The organism is Paraburkholderia sp. SIMBA_053 (genome assembly GCF_046534895.1).
GTDB lineage: Bacteria > Pseudomonadota > Gammaproteobacteria > Burkholderiales > Burkholderiaceae > Paraburkholderia > Paraburkholderia caledonica.
Genome location: NZ_JAWRXU010000002.1, coordinates 520263 through 542988 on the forward strand (window position 1 = coordinate 520263; position 22726 = coordinate 542988).

At 60.7% G+C, this 22726-nt stretch carries 18 protein-coding genes; 6 read left to right on the plus strand and 12 right to left on the minus strand.

Translation table 11 applies throughout. The annotated features are described in order from the left end of the window. Window positions 1–68: 68 nt before the first annotated feature. Window positions 69–1820 (minus strand): ATP-binding protein, encoded by a 1752-nt coding sequence (locus SB753_RS08880; RefSeq protein ID WP_410799987.1) that lies wholly within the window; start codon window positions 1818–1820, stop codon window positions 69–71. Between the two features lie 400 nt (window positions 1821–2220). Here SB753_RS08880 and SB753_RS08885 point away from each other — a divergent pair, with 400 nt between their 5' ends. Next, a complete protein-coding gene (locus tag SB753_RS08885) occupies window positions 2221–2661 on the plus strand; it encodes a hypothetical protein (protein ID WP_310354868.1) in 441 nt (146 codons plus the stop codon). Window positions 2662–2958: 297 nt separating this feature from the next. Beyond that, window positions 2959–5187: a S1/P1 Nuclease gene (locus tag SB753_RS08890; protein ID WP_410799988.1), complete on the plus strand. Its 2229-nt coding sequence runs from the start codon at window positions 2959–2961 to the stop codon at window positions 5185–5187. 112 nt (window positions 5188–5299) lie between these two features. Here SB753_RS08890 and SB753_RS08895 read toward each other — a convergent pair whose 3' ends face one another. The 4 genes from SB753_RS08895 to SB753_RS08910 form a co-directional block, all read right to left on the minus strand. Continuing rightward, window positions 5300–6133, minus strand: a complete 834-nt coding sequence (locus SB753_RS08895; RefSeq protein ID WP_410799989.1) for a CHAD domain-containing protein — start codon at window positions 6131–6133, stop codon at window positions 5300–5302. A gap of 873 nt (window positions 6134–7006) precedes the next feature. After that, entirely contained in the window at window positions 7007–7447 is a 441-nt protein-coding gene (locus SB753_RS08900; RefSeq protein WP_410799990.1) for a response regulator, read from the minus strand. Between the two features lie 170 nt (window positions 7448–7617). Next, window positions 7618–9456: a glycoside hydrolase family 15 protein gene (locus tag SB753_RS08905; protein ID WP_410799991.1), complete on the minus strand. Its 1839-nt coding sequence runs from the start codon at window positions 9454–9456 to the stop codon at window positions 7618–7620. Window positions 9457–9672: 216 nt separating this feature from the next. Next, complete coding sequence (locus tag SB753_RS08910) at window positions 9673–10509, minus strand: AraC family transcriptional regulator (protein ID WP_410799992.1); 837 nt, start codon at window positions 10507–10509, stop codon at window positions 9673–9675. Window positions 10510–10698: 189 nt separating this feature from the next. Between SB753_RS08910 and SB753_RS08915 the strand changes: the two genes are divergently transcribed. Next, the gene (locus SB753_RS08915; protein ID WP_131318107.1) at window positions 10699–11661 is read left to right on the plus strand and encodes a zinc-binding alcohol dehydrogenase family protein; all 963 of its coding nucleotides are present in this window, start codon (window positions 10699–10701) and stop codon (window positions 11659–11661) included. A 33-nt stretch (window positions 11662–11694) separates the two neighbouring features. Beyond that, entirely contained in the window at window positions 11695–11871 is a 177-nt protein-coding gene (locus SB753_RS08920) for a DUF1427 family protein (protein ID WP_020065713.1), read from the plus strand. 125 nt (window positions 11872–11996) lie between these two features. On the opposite strand, the gene SB753_RS08925 is transcribed toward SB753_RS08920, so the two are convergent. The 3 genes from SB753_RS08925 to SB753_RS08935 are packed head-to-tail and all read right to left on the minus strand — an operon-like array spanning window position 11997 to window position 15155. Further along, complete coding sequence (locus SB753_RS08925; protein WP_410799993.1) at window positions 11997–13559, minus strand: class I adenylate-forming enzyme family protein; 1563 nt, start codon at window positions 13557–13559, stop codon at window positions 11997–11999. Window positions 13560–13583: 24 nt separating this feature from the next. After that, window positions 13584–14330, minus strand: coding sequence for an SDR family NAD(P)-dependent oxidoreductase (locus tag SB753_RS08930; protein WP_410799994.1), 747 nt, complete (start codon window positions 14328–14330; stop codon window positions 13584–13586). A gap of 42 nt (window positions 14331–14372) precedes the next feature. Continuing rightward, window positions 14373–15155, minus strand: a complete 783-nt coding sequence (locus tag SB753_RS08935) for an enoyl-CoA hydratase/isomerase family protein (protein ID WP_410799995.1) — start codon at window positions 15153–15155, stop codon at window positions 14373–14375. Window positions 15156–15373: 218 nt separating this feature from the next. On the opposite strand from SB753_RS08935, the gene SB753_RS08940 reads away from it, so the two are divergent. Then, the gene (locus SB753_RS08940) at window positions 15374–16309 is read left to right on the plus strand and encodes an AraC family transcriptional regulator (RefSeq protein WP_410799996.1); all 936 of its coding nucleotides are present in this window, start codon (window positions 15374–15376) and stop codon (window positions 16307–16309) included. A gap of 38 nt (window positions 16310–16347) precedes the next feature. Here SB753_RS08940 and SB753_RS08945 read toward each other — a convergent pair whose 3' ends face one another. From SB753_RS08945 to SB753_RS08960, 4 genes are all read right to left on the minus strand, one after another. Then, complete coding sequence (locus SB753_RS08945) at window positions 16348–17586, minus strand: thiolase family protein (RefSeq protein WP_410799997.1); 1239 nt, start codon at window positions 17584–17586, stop codon at window positions 16348–16350. Between the two features lie 52 nt (window positions 17587–17638). Then, window positions 17639–18742, minus strand: a complete 1104-nt coding sequence (locus tag SB753_RS08950) for a CaiB/BaiF CoA transferase family protein (protein ID WP_410799998.1) — start codon at window positions 18740–18742, stop codon at window positions 17639–17641. Between the two features lie 42 nt (window positions 18743–18784). Further along, complete coding sequence (locus tag SB753_RS08955) at window positions 18785–19930, minus strand: acyl-CoA dehydrogenase family protein (RefSeq protein WP_410800288.1); 1146 nt, start codon at window positions 19928–19930, stop codon at window positions 18785–18787. Window positions 19931–20177: 247 nt separating this feature from the next. Continuing rightward, complete coding sequence (locus SB753_RS08960) at window positions 20178–21137, minus strand: LysR family transcriptional regulator (protein WP_410799999.1); 960 nt, start codon at window positions 21135–21137, stop codon at window positions 20178–20180. A gap of 141 nt (window positions 21138–21278) precedes the next feature. Between SB753_RS08960 and SB753_RS08965 the strand changes: the two genes are divergently transcribed. Then, complete coding sequence (locus SB753_RS08965) at window positions 21279–22709, plus strand: sulfatase-like hydrolase/transferase (protein WP_410800000.1); 1431 nt, start codon at window positions 21279–21281, stop codon at window positions 22707–22709. Window positions 22710–22726: the final 17 nt, after the last annotated feature.

Below are 22726 nucleotides of genomic sequence, written 5' to 3' on the forward strand. Positions count from 1 at the left end.
CCGATCAGAGGGAGCCGTGGATCAGAACAAAACGATGGCGATACAAACCGGTGCGCGGCACCCGGGCTTCAAACCATGCCGCTAAGCGTGCCTTCGGACCGGTTGGACAGGATGTATTCCAGTTTGTCCAGCGAAAGTGGCTTCGTCAGGTGGAAGTCGAAACCAGCGGCAAGCGCTCGCGACTTGTCGGATTCCGCTGCGTAGCCGGTGAGTGCCACCAGCACGATGCCGTTAAGTTCTGGATTTAACCGGACGAGGCGTGCGACCTCGAATCCGTCCATCACCGGCATGCCGATATCGATCAGTGCGATGTCCGGGCGGCGCTCTGACATCAGCTTGATTGCGTCGGTGCCGTTGTCCGACGTGGTGACTTCATGTCCTTCCACTTCGAGCAGAAGCCCGAGTGCCTCCAGCGCGTCGCGATTGTCGTCGACCACCATCAGCCGCGCCCGTTTCGTCTCCGCACGCGCTTGCACCTGTTGAGCGACGTGCGTATCAGCGACCGGCCTCAGTATCGGTAGTCGTAGGCGTACCGTCGTACCGCTTCCTGGACCGTCGCTGCGCAACAAGATTTCGCCGTCATGGAGTTCCACCATGCGTTTGGCAACGGCGAGTCCGATGCCGAGGCCGCCGTCTGCCCGCGCTGCGCCTCTCGCTCCTTGGGCAAACAGTTCGAATATCTGTTGCTGAGCGACGCTTTCGATACCGATGCCATTGTCCTGAATCTCGACGAGCACCGAGTCAGAGACGCCGTCAGTGGAATTCGAAGGCTCGATGCTCACGCTCATCCGGATATCGCCGCCGACTGCGGTGTACTTTGCGGCGTTCGACAGCAAATTGCCGAGAGCCTGACTCAACCGCACATGATCGGCACGGACAGGAAGCTGCTCGTCGAGGCCGGTGACCGTCAGCTTATGCTTGCGCGCTTCAATGTGATGCCTGATTGCCGACAGCGCATCGAACGCAATGTCGTTGAACGATGTGTCGCTGAGCTTGATGGTGAGCTTTCCGTGCTGCAGGCGCGCGGCGTCTAGCAGGTCGTCTACGAGAGTGCGCAGGTGGCGCATCTGCCTGTGTGCGATATCCAGCACGCGGGCCGCTCGCTGGTTGTCGGCGCACAGATGCCTGGCCGCGCCAATCGCACTGTCGATCGGCGCCATCGGATTTCGCAGTTCGTGCCCGAGCATCGCGATAAATTCGTTTTGCCTGCGCTCGCTTTCCTCGCTGATATCGCGTGCGTCAACGATTGTCAGCGAAGAGCCCGCGAAGACGGCAAGATTCGATAACAGCCGGGCGTCTTCGAGGTCGAATCGGCGGTCGTCACGGTGGGACATGACCCATATCGCACCGAGGTCCTTGCCTCCTACATTGATAGGAACAACGACACCTTCCGGGACGCTTATGCCAGGGAATGACAAACACGGGAATTGCGTCTGTGGCTCGACAAACAACTGGGCGGTGCCGGCCCGCAAAGTTACTCCGCAGGGGCAGTCTTCCCATGCGGTCGTTTTTCCCTGAAGGCCCGCACAGAGTCCTGATACGGCAAGCCAGCGGAACACCTGCTCGCCTTGTTGCTGCTCGATGAGGCTGATGCCTGCGCTGCCCGCCGAGCACAGCAACAGCGCGGTGTCTGCAATTGCCTGGAGAAGTTCTTCGCGCGAACCAGCCTGGGCCCGGGCTAGAGCGACGAGGGCCCGATTTTCGGCTGCGTAATCGGGTGCCCGGGCAGGCCGTCGGGCAAGCTCGCCAGTGTAACCAGGCATGCTGCTATCCAAAGATGATGGGGACCGGAGAGTGCCACAAAGCAAGGCTGGTTGCATATGTGCGAGCGGTTGACGCAGGCACACCTCTCACTCCAAGGGTCCATTTAACAATACGGGACGAAGCACGCCAAGTCAACGACGCCGGCTCCTCCCGGGGGCGCGGCAGGCCCGCGTCCAGAGTCTCCAACCGCAACGGCGATGGGCCTTCGCGGCACGGCAAACCGATCGGCGACGATGCGACATGATACTGGGTCGAGACGGTCAAGGACCGATTCTTCGCCGCCCCAGACGATGTGCAGGTGTGAGCGGCGGGACTGGAAGGGGGGCATACGCAACCGGCGCCGAAGTCACGAAGCGCGCGGCGCACGCGGCACATCCATAGACCACTTATCGACCACTTCCCAGAGAAATAACCGTATATACTGTTTATACCGTTACTCTTAAAAAAGGATCAGCCATGGCCGCACCGACTCTACGACAGCCAACAAAAAAGGCGTTTCATTTCCCCAAGAATTCGAAAGGTCAGCAAAGCGATAACGTATCGCAGGCCGTACCTGCCGAGCAGCCTGCAACCAACAATCCTGTCCCGACGAAAACGGCACCGAAAGCAAAGCGCGCCGCTGCTTCGAAGCAGGAAGAAGTAAAGGCGCAGGCTGAACAGAAGCCCCGTCGTGCCAGAAAGGAAAAGGTGGTGCGAGACAGCTTTACGATGCCGAAATCCGACTACGAAAAAATCGCGGCCTTGAAGCAGAAATGTCTGGACGCGGGCGTATCCGTCAAAAAGAGTGAGCTGTTGCGAGCGGGGCTGATCATGCTCGAGGCCGCGGCGTTGAAACGTCTTCTGGCAGCCGTGACCGCGGTAGAGGCGGTGAAGACGGGGCGCCCCGCGAAAGGATGAAAGCAGGCGGTCGCGGCGCTCCGCTCGCGCGCCTTCTGACTTGTTAGCAGCGCGCAAGGGACTGAGACGTGTTCCTTGCGCCACCCGCACGATGTTCCTCTAAATCAAGGGGCGATTAGATCATCTGCGGTCCGCCGCGACCTGGAAAGCCCGCGTTGCGACCTCGCCAGCGATGCTTTCGCGAAGTTGTCACATGGGTCATCCAACCTGAATGCGAACGTGCGAAGTGGACAGTTTCTCGTCCCACGACGCGCATCCTAACCGGCCGCTCCTGGTCGAACTCGCGAAGGTGATGAGATGAGCCCACTGTCCACGCAGCAGAATTTCCAGAGCCTCTCACTGAAGGACTTGCTCGAAGCCAGAGAGCTTTACCACTGGCATCTGTCGAACAAGGCGAACGTCGTAGGCACTGCTGTGGGTCTCTACCTGATCCGGAAAGACGACCCGTGGCCCGGGGACAATGCCGATTCCGACGGAAGCCGTTCGCCGCTCGAGAAAGGCATTCGTACGTTCGACAATTCGGAAGTGCGTCCGTATTCGTGGCCTGCAGTCATCGTGCTCGTGCGCAACTGGGTAGATGCGACGGAATTCGGATTTGGCAAGGTCGACCCAGACCATATGGTGCCGCGTACGCTTTATATGCCGGACGGCCGCGCAGTTCCGGTTTGCGTCGTGGCAGTGCAGGAAACCGAGCCGTCAACAAACGCTCCGACCGATACCCGCTGGCCCTCGACCTATATCGGCGGCGGATGCCCGCTGCTTGCGCAGGCGCAGGGTGTCGAACGCACCGCGAGCGTGGGATGTCTCGTGACCGACGGCCATACAACCTATGCGCTCACGAATCGGCACGTGTGCGGAGAGCCTGGAAGTCCCGTCAAAGCGCGTCTGCGTGGTGCAGTTGCCGAAATCGGCATCGCCTCTGAGCGGCAACTGACGCGCGAACCGTTCACCTCCGTCTTTCCGGAGTTTCCTGGGAGTCGCAGTTATTTGACGCTAGACATTGGTCTCGTCGAAGTCCACGACGTCAACGACTGGTCGAGCCAGCCCTTCGGCATCGAAGGGACGCCTGAGGAAATCGCTGACCTGAATGAACTGAGCCTGAGCCTTCGACTTGTCGATCAGCCCGTGACTGCGTTCGGTAGCGCTTCGGGACTGCTCGACGGAACCATCAAGGCACTTTTCTACCGCCACAAATCGTTGGCGGGCTATGACTATGTTTCGCAGTTTCTCATCGCGCCGACATCGGGATCGACGCAAACACAGGCCGGCGATTCCGGCACGGTGTGGTACCTGAAGTCTGGAGACAAGGAAAAGCCCAAGCTGCATCCGTTGGCGGTGGAGTGGGGCGGCCAGACGTTACTTGAGGGCGACATGCGTCTGAACTATGCGCTGGCTACCGGACTCAGCACTGCATGTCAGTTGCTCGACGTCGACCTGGTTCGCGACCACAATCAAGGCGCTAACCCGTACTGGGGACAAACGGGTCATTACAGCATCGCGACCGCTGCAATCGAATCGGTAGCGAACGGTCCACTGCGGGAGTTCATGAAGGCGAATATCGAGCGCATCAGTTTTCGTCCTGATGAGCTGACGCCGCAGCAGATCCACGCGAAACTCGCCAACGGCGAATTCGTCGAACTTGCCGATGTGCCCGACCTCGTGTGGAAGAAAACGCCAGCGCGTGTGCCTGGCGGACGGGACTACGCGCAGAACGCCGGGCCCGAACATCCGACCCATTATGCCGATATCGACGAGCCCAATGCCAACGGCAAGACCTTGCGCGACGTCACGTTAAGCAGCATCGACAACATGAGTGTTTCTGTATGGCTGAAGTGGTATGCAGACGAAGGCCAGGCGGACAGTCGCTCAGAGGGACTGCTGCCGTTCCGCGTGTGGCAGATCTTTGACGATATGGTTCGGCAGTTGAAGGCCCGAGACGATACGCGATTCCTGTGCGCCGCAGGCGTATTGGCTCACTACGTTGGCGATGCGTGCCAGCCGCTTCACGGGTCCTATCATGCCGACGGATACCGCGATGCCCCGGGCGCAACCAGCAAAACGTGGCCGGGCAAGGGAGTCCATTCGACGTACGAAGACAAGATGGTGGACCGGCACTCGACTGAGTTGCTGCCCAAGATTGCTCCGCAAGCGAAACGCTTCGAAGGTACGATCCCCGCCATTTCTAACGGACGCGATGCCGCTTTCGCCACCGTAACGCTGATGGCGCAGGCGGCAGACATTCTCCCTCCCAGCAAGCTGATCGACGAATATATTCGCCTCGGTGGCGGCAGTTCCGCGAAGGTAGTCGATGGTCTCTGGAATGCTTTTGGAGACGATACGGCGAGGCTGATGGGCGCAGGAGCGCGATATCTTGCGGCCATCTGGGAAGCAGCATTCGCGAAGGCTGACACGTCGCTGCCATCAGGCGCACGGGTAATACCAGAAGCGGAATTGGCGAAGGTTTATCAGAACAAGGAGTTTGTGCCTTCTGTGACGCTGGACAAGATTGCCCCGTTGCTCGAATGACGCCAGGTTGTTAGCTCGCCGCACGGCGGCGCTAACCACACACAACGAACACACAACGGGCCAGTACACCATAGCGCCTTGCGAGGCGGGTGTGGTGTGCTGGCCCGAGCATTTAACCAAGCAGTTTTGACGCCGCTTTAATCTGGCGCTGCTGTTCTTTCTTCAATGCACGAAAGACTGACGTTGCATCGACATCTGCAGGCAACGAAGAACGATTCGCGTCGAGCAGGTCACGGCTCGCAACGGCGTCGTTTAGTGCGCCGAAATGCTTCTGTAGCCGCTTCAGTCCCTTCAGTCCGTTGCGCTGTTTTTTTCCCAGCAACGGCTCGAAGAACTCGATGAGATAGCGCACCTTCTTTCCAGCTTTGCGCACGTCGTGATACGAGTTGTAGTCAGAGCTGCCCGCTTTCGACGCGTGGCGCATCCGTTTTTTCAATTGTTGCTGCGCCGTCTTTACCCGCTTTTGCGCGAATTTCCGCAGCGGTGTTCGTGTCGGCGATGTGTTCAACTCCCGGTTCGCTTCGCTCACTGCATTGCGCAGTGTTTTGTCGAGATGTGCGTTACTTAGAGTTTCGGCGTTTTTTTCGGCCGTCTCGTTTCGACTTCTTCGGAATGCATCCAGAAGAGCCTGGTCACTGTCTTTCTCAACGAGCTTGATCAATATGTCCCAATCGCGCGTGTTGCCCGCTGCGTTGGCCATGAACTTGAAAAGTGCGCGCTGCTCGTTGTCGAATTTCTCGTCGAGAATCGGCCGATACGCCCAGAGCAAAGTACGCAAGCGGCGCAGGGCGATGCGAAGTTTGTGGAGCTTCTCGGCATCTGCATTGTCCCGCAGAGCCGACACCTGTCCGATGGCCTCGGTGACCAACGGGCTGGCATAGATCGCGAAGCTGGATTCCGCCAGCGCGTCACGGTCGGGTAAGGGTTTGCTGCCGTCCGAAGTCATGATGGTTCCTCATATTGCGCGATGCACCAGTATGGGCAAAAACCATTCCTCCTGGCTTCATGACCCGCGCGTGACGCTGCGCGCTATCGAAGGGCGGGCGAACGCCGTCTTTATTAGAGAAAATCGTCGCCGGCCGGTTTATGAAGGTTTTGTGAAGGCAATGTCGCGCTCCGCTTTGTACAAAGTTTGCCTGCGGTGACGCCGGATTTGCATCCCTTATGGTGCTTGGGTTATGCGGCAATAAGCCCATGTTTCAGACCGGCGCCGCTACATAGGCGCCGGTGCGGTCGCTGGAGTCGAGCGCGCATAGCGGTGCTGCGTTGCACAAAAATTGCTAGCGTTGTGGAGTGGAACACCGCCCCCGGCGGCGTTCGCCACGACTCTCCAACGGGGTACAAGATGCACGACGCCGAAGCTGCAACAACCTTACTAAATAGATGCCGATTAGCGAAGGACGAACTCGACGGAGAGCCATCGGCTCTCGATATGCTGCGAGAAGGAGGGCTCCCGTTCAAGCACTTTCGCGGCGTCTGTCGCAATGCATCGGAACCGGTTGGCGATTGCATGGAGATAGAATGCCTCGAGTTTTGCGACGGCTCCCACGCACTGCGTCTGGTGCGGCCCGGCTCAAGACTCGACTCGGCATTATGGACTGCCGTTGCTCCCCAACAGTGCAACGTTGCGACGACTCGATCGAAACCCGCGAAAGAAGAACAGGATGCTCAAACGCAGTGAATGTTCTTTTACCGAGCAGCATGAGCCGGACGACGGTTTGCCGGTTTCGGTGCAGAGCATGGATGGAGCCAACTTTCCAATCAGCACCGTCACGATCTAAAGTGAGACGCGCCAAAGTGGCTACGCGCTGCGATGCAGTCAAGGCCAGCATCGCGAATCGATAGCTGTCCATCGCACCACAATAGGGTACTCGGCGCGCTGCGATGCGCGCGCGTAAGTCAGCCGTGCAGCGATGAACGTGTCGATGGTATCGAGCAACACTTCAATCGGGGCCGGCTTCCGGAGGAACGCATTCCAGGAGCGCATTCCTTCTTCTTCAGGTTCCGGCATAGCCGACAGCAACACGACCGGTATGTCGGAAAATACCGGCCGGCACTTGAGACGCTGGCAAAGCTCTCGGCCGCTCATCTCAGGCATCTCCAGATCGGTGAGAACGAGTTCCGGAAAGTCGGCTTGTGCCTTGTGCAGCGCGTCCCATCCGTTCCCGGCTAGCACGACCCGGTGGCCGCGACTTTCCAGCGCCAGTTGCAGCGCCCATCTGTTTTCAAGGTCATCGTCGACGAGCAGTACGGTGGACATCACGCGATAGTGGTAGAGAGAACTCCACCAACTTTCGCAAGCGGCGTACCTGCCGAGCGCTCGGCGCCTGTCCGCCTCCGGTTGCGTCGAACCCCCGAAACGGTTCTTCCAGATGGGTGTTGCAGCGTACATTCAGGGCGATTGCTGCCCTGTGTCGCAATGTCCCAGTGTCAGGTCCACGGAACATGGGTTCCATCGAGGTCGCGGTCTAACCGGTAAGCAGCACTGATCAGGGCGAGGTGAGTCAGCGCTTGCGGAAAGTTGCCGAGGGATTCTCCCGTCGTGGCGACTTCCTCTGAGAACAGGCCGACGTGGTTCGCGTAAGCCAGCATCTTTTCGAATACGAGGCGCGCCTCGTCGACTCTCCCGGAGCGTGCGAGGGCCTCGGCATACCAGAAAGAGCACGCGCTGAATCCGCCCTCCATACCGGGCAGGCCGTCGAGCGTCGAACCGCGCGTGTAGCGGAATATCAGCGGGTCAACCTTCAGTTCTGCGCCGATCGCGTCAAGCGTTCCGATCCAGCGAGGGTCCTGCGGACCGATGAACCGTACCAGTGGCATCATCAGCACGGAGGCGTCGAGCGTGGTCGAGCCCGGAGTCTGAACGAAGCTGTTGCGCTCCGGGTTCCAGAAATTTTCGTGGATGTCGCGATATATCTCGTCCCTTGCGGCGAACCAGTCGCTAAACGGTGCCGGTAAAGAACGCTTCTCAGCAAGCCGTAGAGCGCGGTCAATGGTCACCCAGCACATGAGGCGAGAATGCAGCAGCGGGCGGGTACCATTGCGCAGTTCCCAGATTCCGCTATCCGCCTCCCGCCAGTGCGCGACCACGTACTGAACAGTTCGCGCTACATGGCGCCAGCCTTCGTACGAAATGCTGACGCCATATTTGTTGTACAGGTACACGGCATCGAGGAGCGCCCCATAGACATCCAGTTGCTTCTGGTCCCGTGCGGCGTTGCCTATCAGGAAGCTACCGGTTGAGCCGCCAAACGGTTCGAGGGCTTCTTCTTCTGGCACGGGCCGGCCGTCGACGGCATACATCACCTGGAGAGAGCCGTCCGAAGCGCAGTCCCGGTTCCGGTTCGCAATCCATTGCATGAAATGCTCCGCTTCCTGCGTGTAGCCGAGCCGCAATAGCGCATAGACGGAAAATGCGGCATCGCGTATCCATGTGAAGCGGTAATCCCATCTACGTGAGCCGTCCTGCGATTCAGCAAGTCCGAAGGTGGGCGCCGCGATAATCGCGCCGTGCTCACTCGAACTGAGTAGCTTGAGGGTAAGCGCCGAGCGAAGAACCATCTCCCGGTAACGGCCGCGGTAAGACGACTGGGAAGACCAGCGCTTCCAGAAGTCGGTGGTATCGCTGAGCAGCGCCTCACCATCAATCTTCTGTTCCACGAGCTCGGCCTCGGCGCCGAGCACGATGCAAAGGGTGTCGCCTTCGCTAAGCTTCACTGTGGCTTCAACCGTGCCGCGGTCGCATGCAAGTGATGTTGACGCATAAAGGAGAAGAGGTGCGGCACCGTCATCGGGCACGAACCGGAAGCCCCCCGTTGTCTGCTCGACAGTGTGGCCGGCGCGCCCGTAATTGAAGCGCGGTGTGCAGGAGATTGAAAGGTGCATTGAGCCAAACAGAACCTTGACCGCCCGGATCACGCAGTTTGCAGTCGACTGCGAGAGTTTGCCCTTGGAGTCATTGACGACCGGCATGAAATCGACAAGCTCGCAAACGCCATCGCCTGTCATGAAGCGGGTCAGGAGGACGTTGGTCTCCGGCAAATACATCTGCTTCGAGGTGAAATCGGCAGAGCATGGAGTGATTGAAAACTGGCCACCTTCTTTGTCCAGCAACGCGGCGAAGATGGTGGGCGAATCCATGCGCGGATAACACATGAAATCAATGGACCCATGGGTGGAAACGAGCGCCGTCGTCTTCATGTTGCCGATAAGGCCACGGCAATCAGTCGCGAGGACTGGCCGTTGACACTCTGTGCGTTGCGAGCCCATTAGCTCTCCCTCAAGCGGAAGCCCCGTGACTGGACGAGCTCCCGCATTCGTTTGATGAGCGCTGGATGCAGCACTTTCTGTTCCATGTCAGAACCGATGACTCGATTCTGGCGCTTTTGCAAGCCAGCGGCGGTAGAGGAAAGGCTGCGATAGCAGAGGCTGTAGCCCGCGTGAGCCGATGAACGGACGACCGAACGCGGCTCGCGAAGGGCACTTTCATCGCCCGCGACGAGCCTGATCCAGGCCAGGAGCCGGCTCCGGCGCCCCGGACGCATCGGCGAGCGTCCGGTCTGCACCGAACTCACTCGGCGACATTCCCAGTTCTCGCCGGAACATGTCACTGAAGCTGCTTGGCTGATATCCGAGCGCCCGAGCGATGGTACTGACCGACTGACCTTCGGCGAGCCTGGAAACCGCAATCGCAAGTTGTACCTGCCGCCTCCATTCAGCGAAGCCGATGCCTAGCGAGCGGGAAAACAGTCGCGCCAAGGTGCGCACGCTCGCGCCCACGGACGCCGCATGTTGCTCGAAGCTGATGTCGACCGACGGATTTTCTATGACCGCTCGACAAAGGACTTCGAGCCGACGGTCGGTGCCATCCGGCAATGGGATTCGTAGCGAGTAGCGATTCGCGTGTGCGAGTTCCAGCGCGGCGAACCGGTATGCGAGGTCCAGGTATTCGTCGTCTCGCTCCGCTTCGCGCTCTGCAATGGTCGTGATGAGCTCGCGCAAAAGGCCATTGATTTCGAACACGTCCGGGCGTTTGGTTAGATGCTCGACGTCGCGTTTTCTCAGGTAGAGATTTCGCATCTCGACCGCACTCATCATTCGAATCGAATGTACGGTACCAGGAGGCAGCCAGACCGCCCGCTGAGGCGGGACCACCAACGCCTGGCGTCCGACCTCGACCCACATGACGCCCGCCACCGCATAGAGAACTTGCGCCCAGTCATGTGAATGCGGCTCGATGTGCAGTCCACGGGGGTACGTCCGGGCCAAGGACTTTCCGGGCTCCGTGCTATCCGACAGGTCAGGAGGAACTGCTTTGGACATGGCATCGATTCGTGTGTTGTTGCGCGAAAGGGTAGAGCCAGACAGTCGGTAAATCAATCGGACGCTCCTTTGCATTTGTCCGAAACACAGAAGTCATTGTCGCAACGCCCGCCGCATCGCGCACTACACTTTGACTCGTGAATGCATGCACTGACTCCAGTGCAGCCAGAACCGTCAAAGGACCAGGCCATGAAAGCAATTCAATTCCGCTCGTTTGGTGACCCGGGCGTACTCGAGTATCTCGATCTGGAGACCCCGCATGCCGATGCAGAGCAGGCGGTGGTTCAGGTCAAGGCGGCCTCGGTCAATCCCAGTGACGTCAAGAATCTTTCGGGTCACTTCTCGCACACCGTACCGCCGCGAATTCCTGGCCGCGATTTCAGCGGCGTTGTCGTCGAAGGGCCTGCCGAATGGATCGGAGCAGAAGTTTGGGGCACGGGAGGCGACATTGGTTTCACGCGCGACGGGACTCACGCTGAATTTCTGCGAATTCCCGTGAAAGCGCTGTCGCGCAAGCCGGCCAATCTTTCACACGCCGAAGCCGCTTCCATTGGCGTCAATTTCGTCGTTGCATGGCTCGGCGCAGTCGAGTACGGACGACTTTCCGCGGGCGAAACCATCGCTGTGATTGGTGCGTCGGGAGGCGTTGGCGGTGCCGTGACGCAAATTGCAAAAGCACGCGGCGCGCGAGTGATTGCAGTGGACCGTCATGAACCGCTTCCAGATTCACCAGCCGGCCGCCTCATCGACCATTACGTGCCCATATCGGAGGACGCAGCACTGCGTGTGCGCGAGCTGGCAAACGGTGGTGTCGACCTCGTCTACGATGCGGTAGGAGGCGTGACGTTCGAGCTTGCGCTTTCGCTTGCGAAGCGGCGCGGGCGCGTGGTTGAAATCAGTGCCACGGGCAAGCGGCGCGTCGAATTCGATCTGATCGACTTTTATCACAACGAGACACAGCTATACGGGGCAGACAGCGCGAAGCTTGGCGTTGCCGACTCTGCGCCCTTCATGGATGCGTTAAGAGCCGAGTTCGAGAAAGGAAGTTTCGAGCCGCCGGTGATCGCGCAACGATACGCGCTGGAAAATGCAAAAGCTGCGTACGAGGCGGTCCAGGCTGGGACCCGTGGGCGTGTTGTGCTCGAAATGTGAGCGTTGTTTCCCTGCTCGGAACTGGAAAGCTTCATGAAACCTTACCTCGTGTCGCTCGCTGCCGGAGTGTTGGTCGGGCTCGTCTATAGCGTTATCAATGTGAAGTCGCCGGCGCCGCCGACGATCGCGCTTGTGGGTCTGCTCGGCATGCTGGCAGGGGAGAGCGTGCTGCCTTTCGTACGTCACGTGCTGGCGCATGGAATCGGCTAGGTCGCGAACGCAGCTTCAAGCGTGACAGGCAGGATATTGAAGGCGGGCGGCGAGCTTATCGCCGTCCGCATAAGTGCCGCAAGCAAGTCATATGCGACCGGCAATGCCGCGCTGACGGCGCACGCTCAGACGGACCTCCACTGTCCCTCCCAGAACCGCGCGCGTATTTCCCGTTTGAGTATCTTGCCCACCGCACTACGCGGCAGGTCCGTCCAGAACTCCACCGATTTGGGCGCCTTGACGCTCCCCAGCGCCTGCTTGCATAGATCGATCAGGTGCGCCTCCGAGATTTCCTGGCCCGCCTTGAGTTGCACGATCGCCTTCACGGCCTCGCCCCACTTTTCGTCCGGCACGCCAACCACCGCACAATCCAATACGGCCGGATGCGCGTTGATCGCAGCCTCGACTTCGGCGGGAAAGATGTTGAAGCCACCGCTGACAATCATGTCCTTCATGCGGTCCACGATGGTAATGAACCCCCGCGCATCCCGTATGCCGATGTCGGTCGTGTGATGCCATCCGCGGGCCGAGACCGCGCTCGAATCCTCGGGTTTTTTGTAGTAGCCGGCCATCACCATGGCCGAGCGCACCACAATCTCTCCGCGCACACCGGGGCCGACAAGGGCGCCATCGTCGCCCATGATCTCGACACGCGCGAACGGTACGGCACGCCCTGCCGAGCGCAGCGCGCTTTCGTCGAACTCGCCCGATTCCAGCAGGTAGTCCGCAGGTTGTTTGGCGACGACGGGGAACAGGCATTCGCTCTGCCCGTAAACCTCGTAGATGACTGGGCCAATGCGACGTACAGCTTCCTTCAGCTTCTCCGGCGCAATCGGGGCGGCACCTACGGCAATGCATCGCAGAGACGACGTGTCCGTATGGTCCAACGCCGGACAGCTCAGCAACGCGTAGACAATCGTCGGCGGCAGGAATAAGTGCGTGATGCGCTCGCGGGCGATGGTATCGAGTACGTTGTAGGCATCGAAGCTCGGTAACACCACCGTCGCGCCGCCACGAACCGCCGCAGCGAGCGTCACGAAGCAGGCCGCGTGGGTGAGGGGAGCGACGGCCAGCACGCGGGTCTCGTGGTCCATGTCGAGTGCGGAAAACACCGAGATCAGACTCATCTCGACCGCCCGGTTCGTCAGCAGCGCACCCTTCGAAGGACCTGTGGTGCCCCCGGTGGGCTGGAGCACCGCCAGGCGGTCCTCGTCCACCTCGCTTTCCGGCAAGGTCACGTTCTGATGCGACGAAATCCATTCGGCGAAATTCGCCCCATGCTCTGAAGCGCGGTCGAGACAAATGAATGTCTTCGTGCGCGGCAGACCAGTTTTCATTGCCGGAACAAACGCCTCATAGCTGCTGTGGAAGAAAACGAGATCGCAGTCCGCATAGTCGAGAACGGCAATATTGGTTTCAACCGCATTGCGCGTATGGATCGAAACCCAGACCATGCTTGCCCGGTTTATCGCAATCTGCAGCAGGCTGATGCGGTAATCGTTTGGCGAGTAGATGGCGATGTGGGCGCCGAGCCCCAGCGAATCGTCGGTACGCAGTGCATGAGCCACGGCATAGACGAGCTTCTGCGCTTCGGCGAAGTCGATACGGATCGTGCCGTCGCCGTCCACAAAAGCCTCCCGGTTCGGGTAGCGCGATGCGGCGGCGTCGAAATAGTCGGACAGTTGCATCCTGGTCTCCTCTGGTTGGCGAGTTCAGCGCGTACCGCAGTCGATGTCTAGTGTTTGCGCGTTCAGATACGCGTTCTCGATCACGTGACGGACCAAACCAGCGAACTCCTCCGCCTTACCCATGCGTCGCGGGAACAGCATTTTGTCGATGAGACCGTCGGACACTTTCGCCGGCATGCCGGCCGACATGCCGGATTCAAACAATCCAGGCGAAATGGCCATGACACGGATGCCGTGTTCCGCAAGATCGCGAGCGATCGGCAACGTCATGCCAACCACGCCGGCCTTGCTGGCGCTGTACGCCGCTTGTCCCATTTGACCCGCCTTGGCCGCACCCGACGCGGTGTTGATAATGACGCCGCGCTCGCCGCTGGCATCCGGTGAATTTGCCGTCATGGCCAACGCCGCGTGTCGAACCACGTTGAAGGTGCCGGTCAGGTTGACGCCGAGCACGCGGTTCCACAATTCAGCTGGAAACAGCTCGCTTTTCGAAATCGTCTTGCAGGGACCGAGAATGCCCGCGCAGTTGACCGCGATATGCACCGCACCATGCACGTCGCGGACCCTCTGCACGGCGGCCATCACGCTACGCTCGTCGGCAACATCGACGGCCAAGCCCGTCATGTCGGGCCCTAGCACCTCGGCCACCTTTGCGCCATCGAGATCGAATCCCACCACTTTTGCACCGGCAGCATGCAATGTTTTGCAGGTTGCCAGCCCGAGGCCGGATGCCGCGCCGGTCACGATGGCGACTTTGTCATTCAGGTTCATTTGATCCTTTCCCATGCTGCCGAACAGGCGTCGGCCGTTCCATCAACGCCCCACGAACCGGGGGGCACGTTTTTCTGCAAACGCTGCTAAACCTTCGTGCATGTCATGGCTTTGCTCATGCAGCGCGCTCATCAGCAGTTCCTGCCGCAACGCCGTTTCAAGCGGCTGCTGGAGACCGTCGTCGACCAGTGCCTTCATGCGAGCGAGGCCAAGCGGGCTCTTCGCGGCAATCGACGCAACCAGCGCGCCGACCGCTTCCAGGAGCGCCGGGTCATCGACGACCTCATTGACGAGGCCAGCCAACTTCATATGCTCGGCGGACACGAACTCGCCTGTGAACATCAGGTACTTCGCGCGCGTCGGTCCGATCTTGCGAGGCAGCCGTACTGACCCGCCACCGCCTGGCAACAGGCCGTAGTTAGCGTGTGCGTCGCCGAACTGCGCCGAGCGTGCGGCCACGACCAGGTCGCAGCACAAGACCATCTCCAGGCCGCCTGCCAGTGCCATGCCGTTGACCGCGGCGATTACCGGCTTGGGGAACGCTTCGAGCCGGTTCAGCAACACCAGAAAGTCGCCGAGAAAACTTCCGACGCCGTCTGCGTCGCCGGTGCTGCGCACGAACTTCAAATCGGCGCCCGCACAAAAAGCGCGCCCTGTGCCGCAGAGGACAACGGCACGGACCTCGTTAGACGTTGCTGCAAGGTCGAGCCCGTGCATCAGCCCTTGAACCACCGCGGGCGAAATGGAGTTCATGGCTTCGGGGCGATTCAGCGTGAGCCAGATTGCACCGTCGCGAACCTCCGTGAGAACAGCTGCTGCGTGCATAAGTAGAGGCTCCATTGGCGGGTCACTCGATACATAGATCTTAGAAGCCTCTCGTCAAATCGCGATGGCGTATCCATTCATCTTCTTTGCGGATCCGCTCAACTCATCTGCGTAAGCGCGGTAAATCTGATTAAATGACATGCATGTCTGGTCAAACGCATACCGTTCCCGTCAGTCTGGTGCATGGCTCGCTTGTGGGAGCCAGGGAACAGGCCGCCATGTCGGACGCGAAGATTGCCGCGTTGCTGGAAGGCTGCGGGATTTCCCCTGCCGTGCTCGACGATCCTCGTTCGCGGATCACGCCGAAGCAGTACGGAGCGCTACTGAGGCAACTGATCGTGGCGCTCGACGACGAGTGCATCGGTTTTCTGTCACATCCCATGCGGCCCGGCGGCTTTGCACTGATCATTCGCTCCGCGCTCGGCGCGCCCAGCCTGGAAGTTGCCATGCGCCGCGCGGCACACACATTCCGGCTGCTGCAACACGACGTAGCCCTGCACTACGCACGCGAAGACGCGCTTGCCGGATTCACGCTGCAGTTCTCCGACGCCGGGGTTGCCCATCGCCACATTGCGCACGACGTATTGATGCGCGTGTTCTGGCATATGCTCGCTTGGCTCAAAGGCGATCGCCTGCCGCCACGCAGAGTCGACTTCAGTTACGACGTGCCGCAGTGGGGCACTTTTCACACCATCATGTTTCCGTGCCAGGTTCAGTTCGGCCAGACGCGCTCGGCGGTCTGGTTCGATGCGGCAGCGTTGAACGCGCCGGTGCGGCGTGACGAAGCCGCACTGCGCGCGCTGATCGAAAACGCGCCTGGCAATTTCGTCTTGCCGCATCCCTGCGACTACGCGACGCGCGCGCAGGTGCGGGCGGTGCTGCTGCAAAGAGAGCCGGAGTGGCCCGACATGGACGCGGTAGCGGGGCGCCTTTACATGTCGATCAGTACGCTGCAGCGCCGCCTCGCTGCAGAAGGCATCACGTTCCAGACACTGAAAGATCAAATACGCAAAGAGCTGGCCATTGAGCGGTTGAATACCGGCACATTGCCGATCGCGGAATTGGCGGCCCAGCTTGGATTCGCCGATACCACCGCTTTTAACCGCGCCTTCAAGGCGTGGACCGGCACCACGCCTGGGTCATATCGGCGCTGACCTGCCGATGGTCTGGATGCGGCAGAAATCTGCAGGGCTCAGCGCCCGAGAATGGTCACACAGGCAACAGCCTCTTCCACCCCATAGAGTCCGCCACCGTTCTCAGCCACAGCGATGCTTGCCCCATCGACCTGACGGGGTCCAGCCTCGCCGCGCAACTGCGTCACCAGTTCATGCATCTGGGCAATGCCCGTTGCGCCTACCGGGTGTCCCTTCGACTCCAACCCGCCCGACGGATTGACCGGAATGCGGCCACCGATCGAGGTGTCGCCGCGTTCGGAAGCCGGGCCGCCTTCGCCGAACTCAAAGAATCCCAGGTTCTCGATCTGGATGATTTCGCCCATTGCGGTCGCGTCATGCACTTCCGCCACCGATACATCGCGCGGGCCGACGCCAGCCGCCTCATACGCCCGCCGTGCCGCATGTACGGTGAGGTGGTTGCGCACGTCGGTATAGTTTCGATCGCTGCCGGTCTGAATCACCGACGACAGCACGCGCACCGCGCGGTGCGTATCGAGGCCCAGCCGGCGCAATGCGGCGCCCGTGCACAGAATCGCGGCTGCGGCGCCATCCGACACTGGCGAACACATCGGCACCGTGAGCGGGTAGGTGATTGGCGCCGCCGCGAGCACCTCGTCAATGGTGTATGACGTGCGGTATTGCGACAGCGGGTTGTGCACCGAATGCGCGTGATTCTTCGCAGCGACCGCTGCAATCTGGCGCTGCGTGGTGCCAAAGCGTTTCATGTGAGCGCGAGCGAAGGCTGCATAGACGTCCATGAACACGCTGTACGGTTTCGGCGAGGTCGTGCCCGGCGGCACCTCGACGCCTTCACCCATGCGAAGCAGATCGGCGTGCACGTCGGCCGCGCATGAGATGTCCAGTGCGCTGTCGAAAACGGAGAACATGCGGCTGCGATCCGCTGAAAACATCTTCTCGGCACCCACCGCCAGCGCAATATCGCCCGCACGTGCCTTCAAGTGGTTGACCGCCAGCGTGAACGCGCTGCTTCCACTGGCGCAGGCGTTCTCGACGTTGACCACGGGAATCCGGCTGATGCCCATGTCGCGCAGGGCAATCTGGCCGCGGATCATCTGCTGGCCCTCCATGTGCCCTTGCGATGCATTGCCGAAGAATGCCGCTTCGATGGAATCCTTCTGCAGGCCCGCATCGTTCAGCGCAGCTTCTGTCGCCTGACGAACCATGGCCTTGAGGCTCACTTCCGTCAGACGTCCGAACGGCGTCATGCCAACGCCCACAACATAAATTTCGCTCATGCTCCTGCTCCTGAAGTTCTTCCGGGATCGCTGTGATTGCGTTTGGTGTGGGTCACGATTGACGCTGCAACAGCGCTACGTTGTCTTCTCCGACGACGGGCACGCCGCTCACCGGCCCGGAACGCACACCATCGAATATCAACGGCTGCGCTACGTGCCAGCGCCGCCTGCCATCGGCATCCATGGCCTGCGTGAACATGCCGCGCGCCCGGAAATGCGGGTCGTCCGCCACTTCGTCGAGCGTATTGACGGCCCCCCATGGAATACCGGCGCCGTCCAGCAAGGCAGCCCATTCAGCGCGCGGCAGACCTGAAATGGCTTGCCCGATTCGCGCCCGCAATTCGGCCTCACGCCGGACGCGCTCGTCATGCCTAGCGTTGGCAACATCGGGCATTTCCAGCAATCCGCAAAGCGGCTTCCAGAACCAGTCTTCGTAAGCAATCGAGAGCGACAGCAGCCGGCCATCCGCGCAGCGGTAGATTCCGTAGCCCGGTTCCGCATTGATTTGCGCGAGTCCGGGCGGGCCGCCGTTCATCAGCGGGCTGAGCGATACCGCCATCCAGGACACGAGGCCATCGGTCATCGACACGTCCACATGGCGGCCCTTGTTCGTCTTCGTGCGCTCCAGCAACGCCGAGAGGCATCCGGTTATCGCGAACATGGCGGCAGTCAGGTCACCGATCGCCAACTCCGGCAGTGGCTCGATCCTGCCGGTCTCGGCCTGCCGGAACAGCAAACCCGAGATCGCCTGGTACGACAGGTCGTGCGCCGGCCGATCGCGATACGGGCCATGCTGGCCGAAACCGGAGATCGACACATACACGCAGCGCGGGTTGATCGCGGCTACGTCGTTGTAGCCGAAGCCCAACCCATCCATCGTGCCGGGGCGGAAACCTTCCATGAGCACGTCGGCGGTGGCGATCAAGCTGCGCAGCGCGTCCCGGCCTGCCGTGGTCTTCAGGTCCAACGCAACAGAGCGCTTGTTGCGGTTCAACGCGGCGTGGAAATCCGGCTGCATGCGAGCGGGGTCGCCTTCGGGTGGGCGTTCCACCAGAATGACCTCTGCTCCCAGATCTGCCATCACCAGCGTTGCAAACGGGCCAGGATACTGTTGCGCGAGCGAAAGCACGCGAATACCCTCGAGCGGCAATGTCATGTCGTCTCCGTCAAAGCTTGTTGTGCGGACAACCTCCGGTGCTCAAGCCAGCGAGCGTGCGATGATCAGCTTCTGGATGTGACTGGTGCCTTCGTAGATACTCGTCACGCGCACGTCGCGGTAATAGCGCTCAACCGGGAAATCCGTGAGGTAGCCGTAGCCGCCATGAATCTGCAGCGCCTGCGAGCAGACCTTCTCCGCCATCTCGCTGGCGAACAGCTTCGCAATGGAGGCTTCCTTGCCGCATTCCATGCCGGCTTCGCAAAGCCGTGCCGCGTGCAGGCAATACTGAAAGGCCACGTCGACTTGCGCAGCCATGTCGGCCAGGTCGAATGCGACGCCCTGCAGTTCGATGATTGTCTTTCCGGAAACCTCGCGCTCGTTCGCATACTGAAGCGCAGCCTCGAGGGCAGCCCGTGCAGCACCGGCCGCTATGAAGGCGATGCCGATGCGGCCATCCGACAGGCTTCCGAGGATGGTGGAATATCCGCAGCCTTCTTCGGCCAGCAGGCTCGTCGCCGGAGCGCGGTAATTGTCGAACACGATCTGTGCGGTGTGTGCCGTATGCTGGCCGAGCTTGCTTTCGATACGGCTGACCTGGTAGCCCGCCTGCCTGGGGTCGATAACGAAGGTGCTCCAGCCCTTCTTGCCTTTGGACTTGTCTGTCTGGGCCAGAACAACGGCCACACCGGCTTCGCTCCCGTTGGAGACGAATTGCTTGGTACCGTTGAGCACGAAGCAATCACCGTCGCGCTGTGCGGTGGCACGCAAGGCCGCGGTATCTGAGCCGGCTTGCGGCTCGGAAATCAGCGTCGCACCAATCGCCTCGCCACGCGCCATCGCCGGCAGGTAGTCGCGCTTCTGCGTTTCCGTGCCGTTGGCTGCGAGGCACATTGCAGTGATGTTGTGCACATGCAGGATGGTCGCGAGGCCCGCATCGACAGCGGCGAACTCGTGTTGTGCGAGACAGAACTCGACAAATCCAGCCCCGACGCCGCCATACTCTTCGGGAATCAACATGCCGAGGAAGCCGCCATCGGCCAGCGTTTTCAGTTCTGCATGCGGCCAGGCTGAGGTCAGATCCCGCTCTGCCGCCGTGGGTGCGACGACGCCGGCGGCCAAACGACGTGCCGCGTCGCGAATCATGATCTGCTGCTCAGTGAGAAAGGCGGTGGACCGGTCTGCCATGGTGTGCCCTTGCTGAAGCGACATCGACGGATGCCAATACGTGAGGTGTTTCCGTGTGCGCCGAGCAACGCTGGCTAATCCCACGCTGTCGGTGTAGAGGCATCTTAGGCGGGTGACCGGTCCCTTAGCGAGTGCGGATCTGTGCAAGTTCATTGCAGATCTGAGCAAGGCGGAAAACGCGCGGTCGTTTCTGAACTACGCTATCGTCGATCGAGAACGACACCGCGACGGGTCAATTTACTTGGGTCTACGAACCATACGCTAGCAGCAAACTCGAAATCCGCTTTTCAGCTAACTGAATACAGGTTAGCGCGACGGGCAAGACAGGATTCGCCGACGAGTGGTTATAGAACAGCTGCACCGTCTCCAGAAAACGGGTTCCTTCTAACGGAAGAATCACGAGTTTCTCGCGATGCACGCCTTGCCGCGCGACTGCGAGCGGCATCAACGCGAGAAAGGGATACGACGCGATCATTGCTTCGTTCGCTTGCAACGAAATGGATTGCACGCAGCCATCGGGAAACTCGAGTTCGTGTTCATGCATCCACGCTTGCAGCGAGAGAAAGGTCGGCGCTTCGCGCGGCGGCAGGATCCACGGCAGCCCGGCGAGATCTGACGCGCCGATCGTGCGGCGCCCGGCGAGCGGATGCTCGCGCCCGCAGACCACGACGATCGGATCATTGAGCACAGCATGCGAAGCGAATGCCGCCGTGTCGGCGCGCGGCGGCCCCGTGCGACTCAGGACGAAATCGAGCGCGCCGGCGGCGAGCATCGGAAACAGGCGGTCGCTGGTGGCCTCGTAAAAGCTTACGTTCACATGCGGCGCGTGTTTTTTCAGTTCGACCACGAGTTCGGGGGCGAACACAGGCATTACGGTTGCGACCGCGCCGACGGAAATCTTGCCCGAGATGCCGCTCGTCAACGCATCGACCTCGAAGCGCGCCTGCTCAAGCTGATGAAATACCTCGCGAGCGCGCTTCATCAGCGTCTCGCCGACCGGCGTGAAAAACAGCCGGTTGCCCACACGCGTCAGCACGGGCACGCCGAGACCCGCTTCAAGTTCTGCCAGCTGCTTCGATATGGCAGGTTGCGTCACGTTGAGCTTTTCGGCGACGAGCCGGATTTGCCCAAGGCTGTCGAACATTGTGAGCAGACGCAGATGACTGAGCTTTAACCCAGCTTGAAAGAAGCGTTCGATTGGATCCATAAGCAATGGCCGGGCGTGAAAAGCGAATAACCAATAGTTATTCGCTTTTCACAAAATGTCAATTGCACGTCATGCGGCGTTGGACCACTATTAACTGCAGGAGACGCGGCAATACCCAATACAAGCCGCAGAGACAGCGCCATGAAGCCCACCAACGTCCTTTTCATTCTGTCCGACGAACATCAGCACAACCTGATGGGGTGCGCCGGACACCCGCTCATCAAGACGCCGGCGCTCGATGCGCTCGCGCAGCGCGGCACGCGCTTCAGCAACGCATACACGCCGTCGCCGATCTGCGTGCCGGCGCGCGCGAGTCTCGCGACGGGGCGCTATGTTCACGACATCCGCTGCTGGGACAACGCAATCGCATACGACGGCAGCACGCCTGGCTGGGCGCAGCATTTGTCGGCGAGCGGCGTGCTGACAGAGTCGATCGGCAAGCTGCACTACAAGACGGAGGCGTCGCCCGTTGGCTTTCGCAAGCAGCATCACGCGGTGCACATTCTCGATGGCATCGGCCAGGTGTGGGGCTCGGTGCGCAATCCGATGCCCGAGACGATGGGCCGCTCTCCGCTCTACGACAAGATCGGTCCGGGCATGTCCGACTACAACCGCTTCGACATGCGCGTGGCCGATACGGCGTGCGACTGGCTCGGCGCGCACAGCCGCGACGACAAACCGTGGGTGCTGTTCGTCGGCCTCGTTGCGCCGCATTTTCCGCTCGTCGTGCCGCAGGAATTCTTCGATCTTTATGATCCAGACGGGATCGATCTCCCGGCGCTGCATCCGTCGACGGGTTACGTGCGGCATCCATGGGTCGAACGTCAGGCGCGGCATATGGATCACGACGCCGCGATCGGCAGCGACGAGCGTCGGCGCCTCGCCGTCGCGTGCTATTACGCGCTCGTGTCGTTTCTCGACGCGCAGGTCGGCAAGGTGCTCGCCGCGCTGCGCGAGAACGGGCTCGACGAATCGACGACGATCATCTACAGCAGCGATCACGGCGACAACCTCGGCAAGCGCGGCATGTGGAACAAGTGCCTGATGTACCGCGAGTCGACGGGTGTGCCGATGATCGTCGCCGGTCCGGACATTCCGGCGGGGAAGGTGAGCGGCACGCCGGTGTCGCTGGTCGATATCCAGAATACGCTGCTCGACTGCACGGGCTGCGATGCGGAGATGATCGACGGCCCGGGCGAGTCGCTCGTTAAACTCGCCCGCGCGGAAGACGTGCCTGAGCGCCGCGCGTTCAGCGAATATCACGCCGTGGGATCGGAGAGCGCCGCCTACATGGTCGCGGACAGCCGCTACAAGTATCACCATTACGTCGGCTTGCGGCCGGAACTGTTCGATCTGGAAAACGACCCGGAAGAGCTGCATGATCTTGCGCCGTTGCCGGAATACGCCGACGTGCTGGCGTGCTTCGAACGGCAGCTTCGGACGCTGGTCGATCCCGAGGCCGCCGATGCTGCCGCCAAGGCCGATCAGGACAGACTGGTGCAAGCATTTGGCGGCCGGGACGCGGCGTTGAGAACAGGCACGCCCGCGGCGACACCCGTACCGGTCGAATAGCGCGTGCCGTAGACATT

Coding starts and splice junctions, on each gene's coding strand:
- SB753_RS08880 (WP_410799987.1), bottom strand. CDS start 1,820: ATGCAACCAGCCTTGCTTTGTGGCACTCTCCGGTCCCCATCATCTTTG.
- SB753_RS08885 (WP_310354868.1), top strand. CDS start 2,221: ATGGCCGCACCGACTCTACGACAGCCAACAAAAAAGGCGTTTCATTTC.
- SB753_RS08890 (WP_410799988.1), top strand. CDS start 2,959: ATGAGCCCACTGTCCACGCAGCAGAATTTCCAGAGCCTCTCACTGAAG.
- SB753_RS08895 (WP_410799989.1), bottom strand. CDS start 6,133: ATGACTTCGGACGGCAGCAAACCCTTACCCGACCGTGACGCGCTGGCG.
- SB753_RS08900 (WP_410799990.1), bottom strand. CDS start 7,447: ATGTCCACCGTACTGCTCGTCGACGATGACCTTGAAAACAGATGGGCG.
- SB753_RS08905 (WP_410799991.1), bottom strand. CDS start 9,456: ATGGGCTCGCAACGCACAGAGTGTCAACGGCCAGTCCTCGCGACTGAT.
- SB753_RS08910 (WP_410799992.1), bottom strand. CDS start 10,509: ATGTCCAAAGCAGTTCCTCCTGACCTGTCGGATAGCACGGAGCCCGGA.
- SB753_RS08915 (WP_131318107.1), top strand. CDS start 10,699: ATGAAAGCAATTCAATTCCGCTCGTTTGGTGACCCGGGCGTACTCGAG.
- SB753_RS08920 (WP_020065713.1), top strand. CDS start 11,695: ATGAAACCTTACCTCGTGTCGCTCGCTGCCGGAGTGTTGGTCGGGCTC.
- SB753_RS08925 (WP_410799993.1), bottom strand. CDS start 13,559: ATGCAACTGTCCGACTATTTCGACGCCGCCGCATCGCGCTACCCGAAC.
- SB753_RS08930 (WP_410799994.1), bottom strand. CDS start 14,330: ATGAACCTGAATGACAAAGTCGCCATCGTGACCGGCGCGGCATCCGGC.
- SB753_RS08935 (WP_410799995.1), bottom strand. CDS start 15,155: ATGCACGCAGCAGCTGTTCTCACGGAGGTTCGCGACGGTGCAATCTGG.
- SB753_RS08940 (WP_410799996.1), top strand. CDS start 15,374: ATGTCGGACGCGAAGATTGCCGCGTTGCTGGAAGGCTGCGGGATTTCC.
- SB753_RS08945 (WP_410799997.1), bottom strand. CDS start 17,586: ATGAGCGAAATTTATGTTGTGGGCGTTGGCATGACGCCGTTCGGACGT.
- SB753_RS08950 (WP_410799998.1), bottom strand. CDS start 18,742: ATGACATTGCCGCTCGAGGGTATTCGCGTGCTTTCGCTCGCGCAACAG.
- SB753_RS08955 (WP_410800288.1), bottom strand. CDS start 19,930: ATGGCAGACCGGTCCACCGCCTTTCTCACTGAGCAGCAGATCATGATT.
- SB753_RS08960 (WP_410799999.1), bottom strand. CDS start 21,137: ATGGATCCAATCGAACGCTTCTTTCAAGCTGGGTTAAAGCTCAGTCAT.
- SB753_RS08965 (WP_410800000.1), top strand. CDS start 21,279: ATGAAGCCCACCAACGTCCTTTTCATTCTGTCCGACGAACATCAGCAC.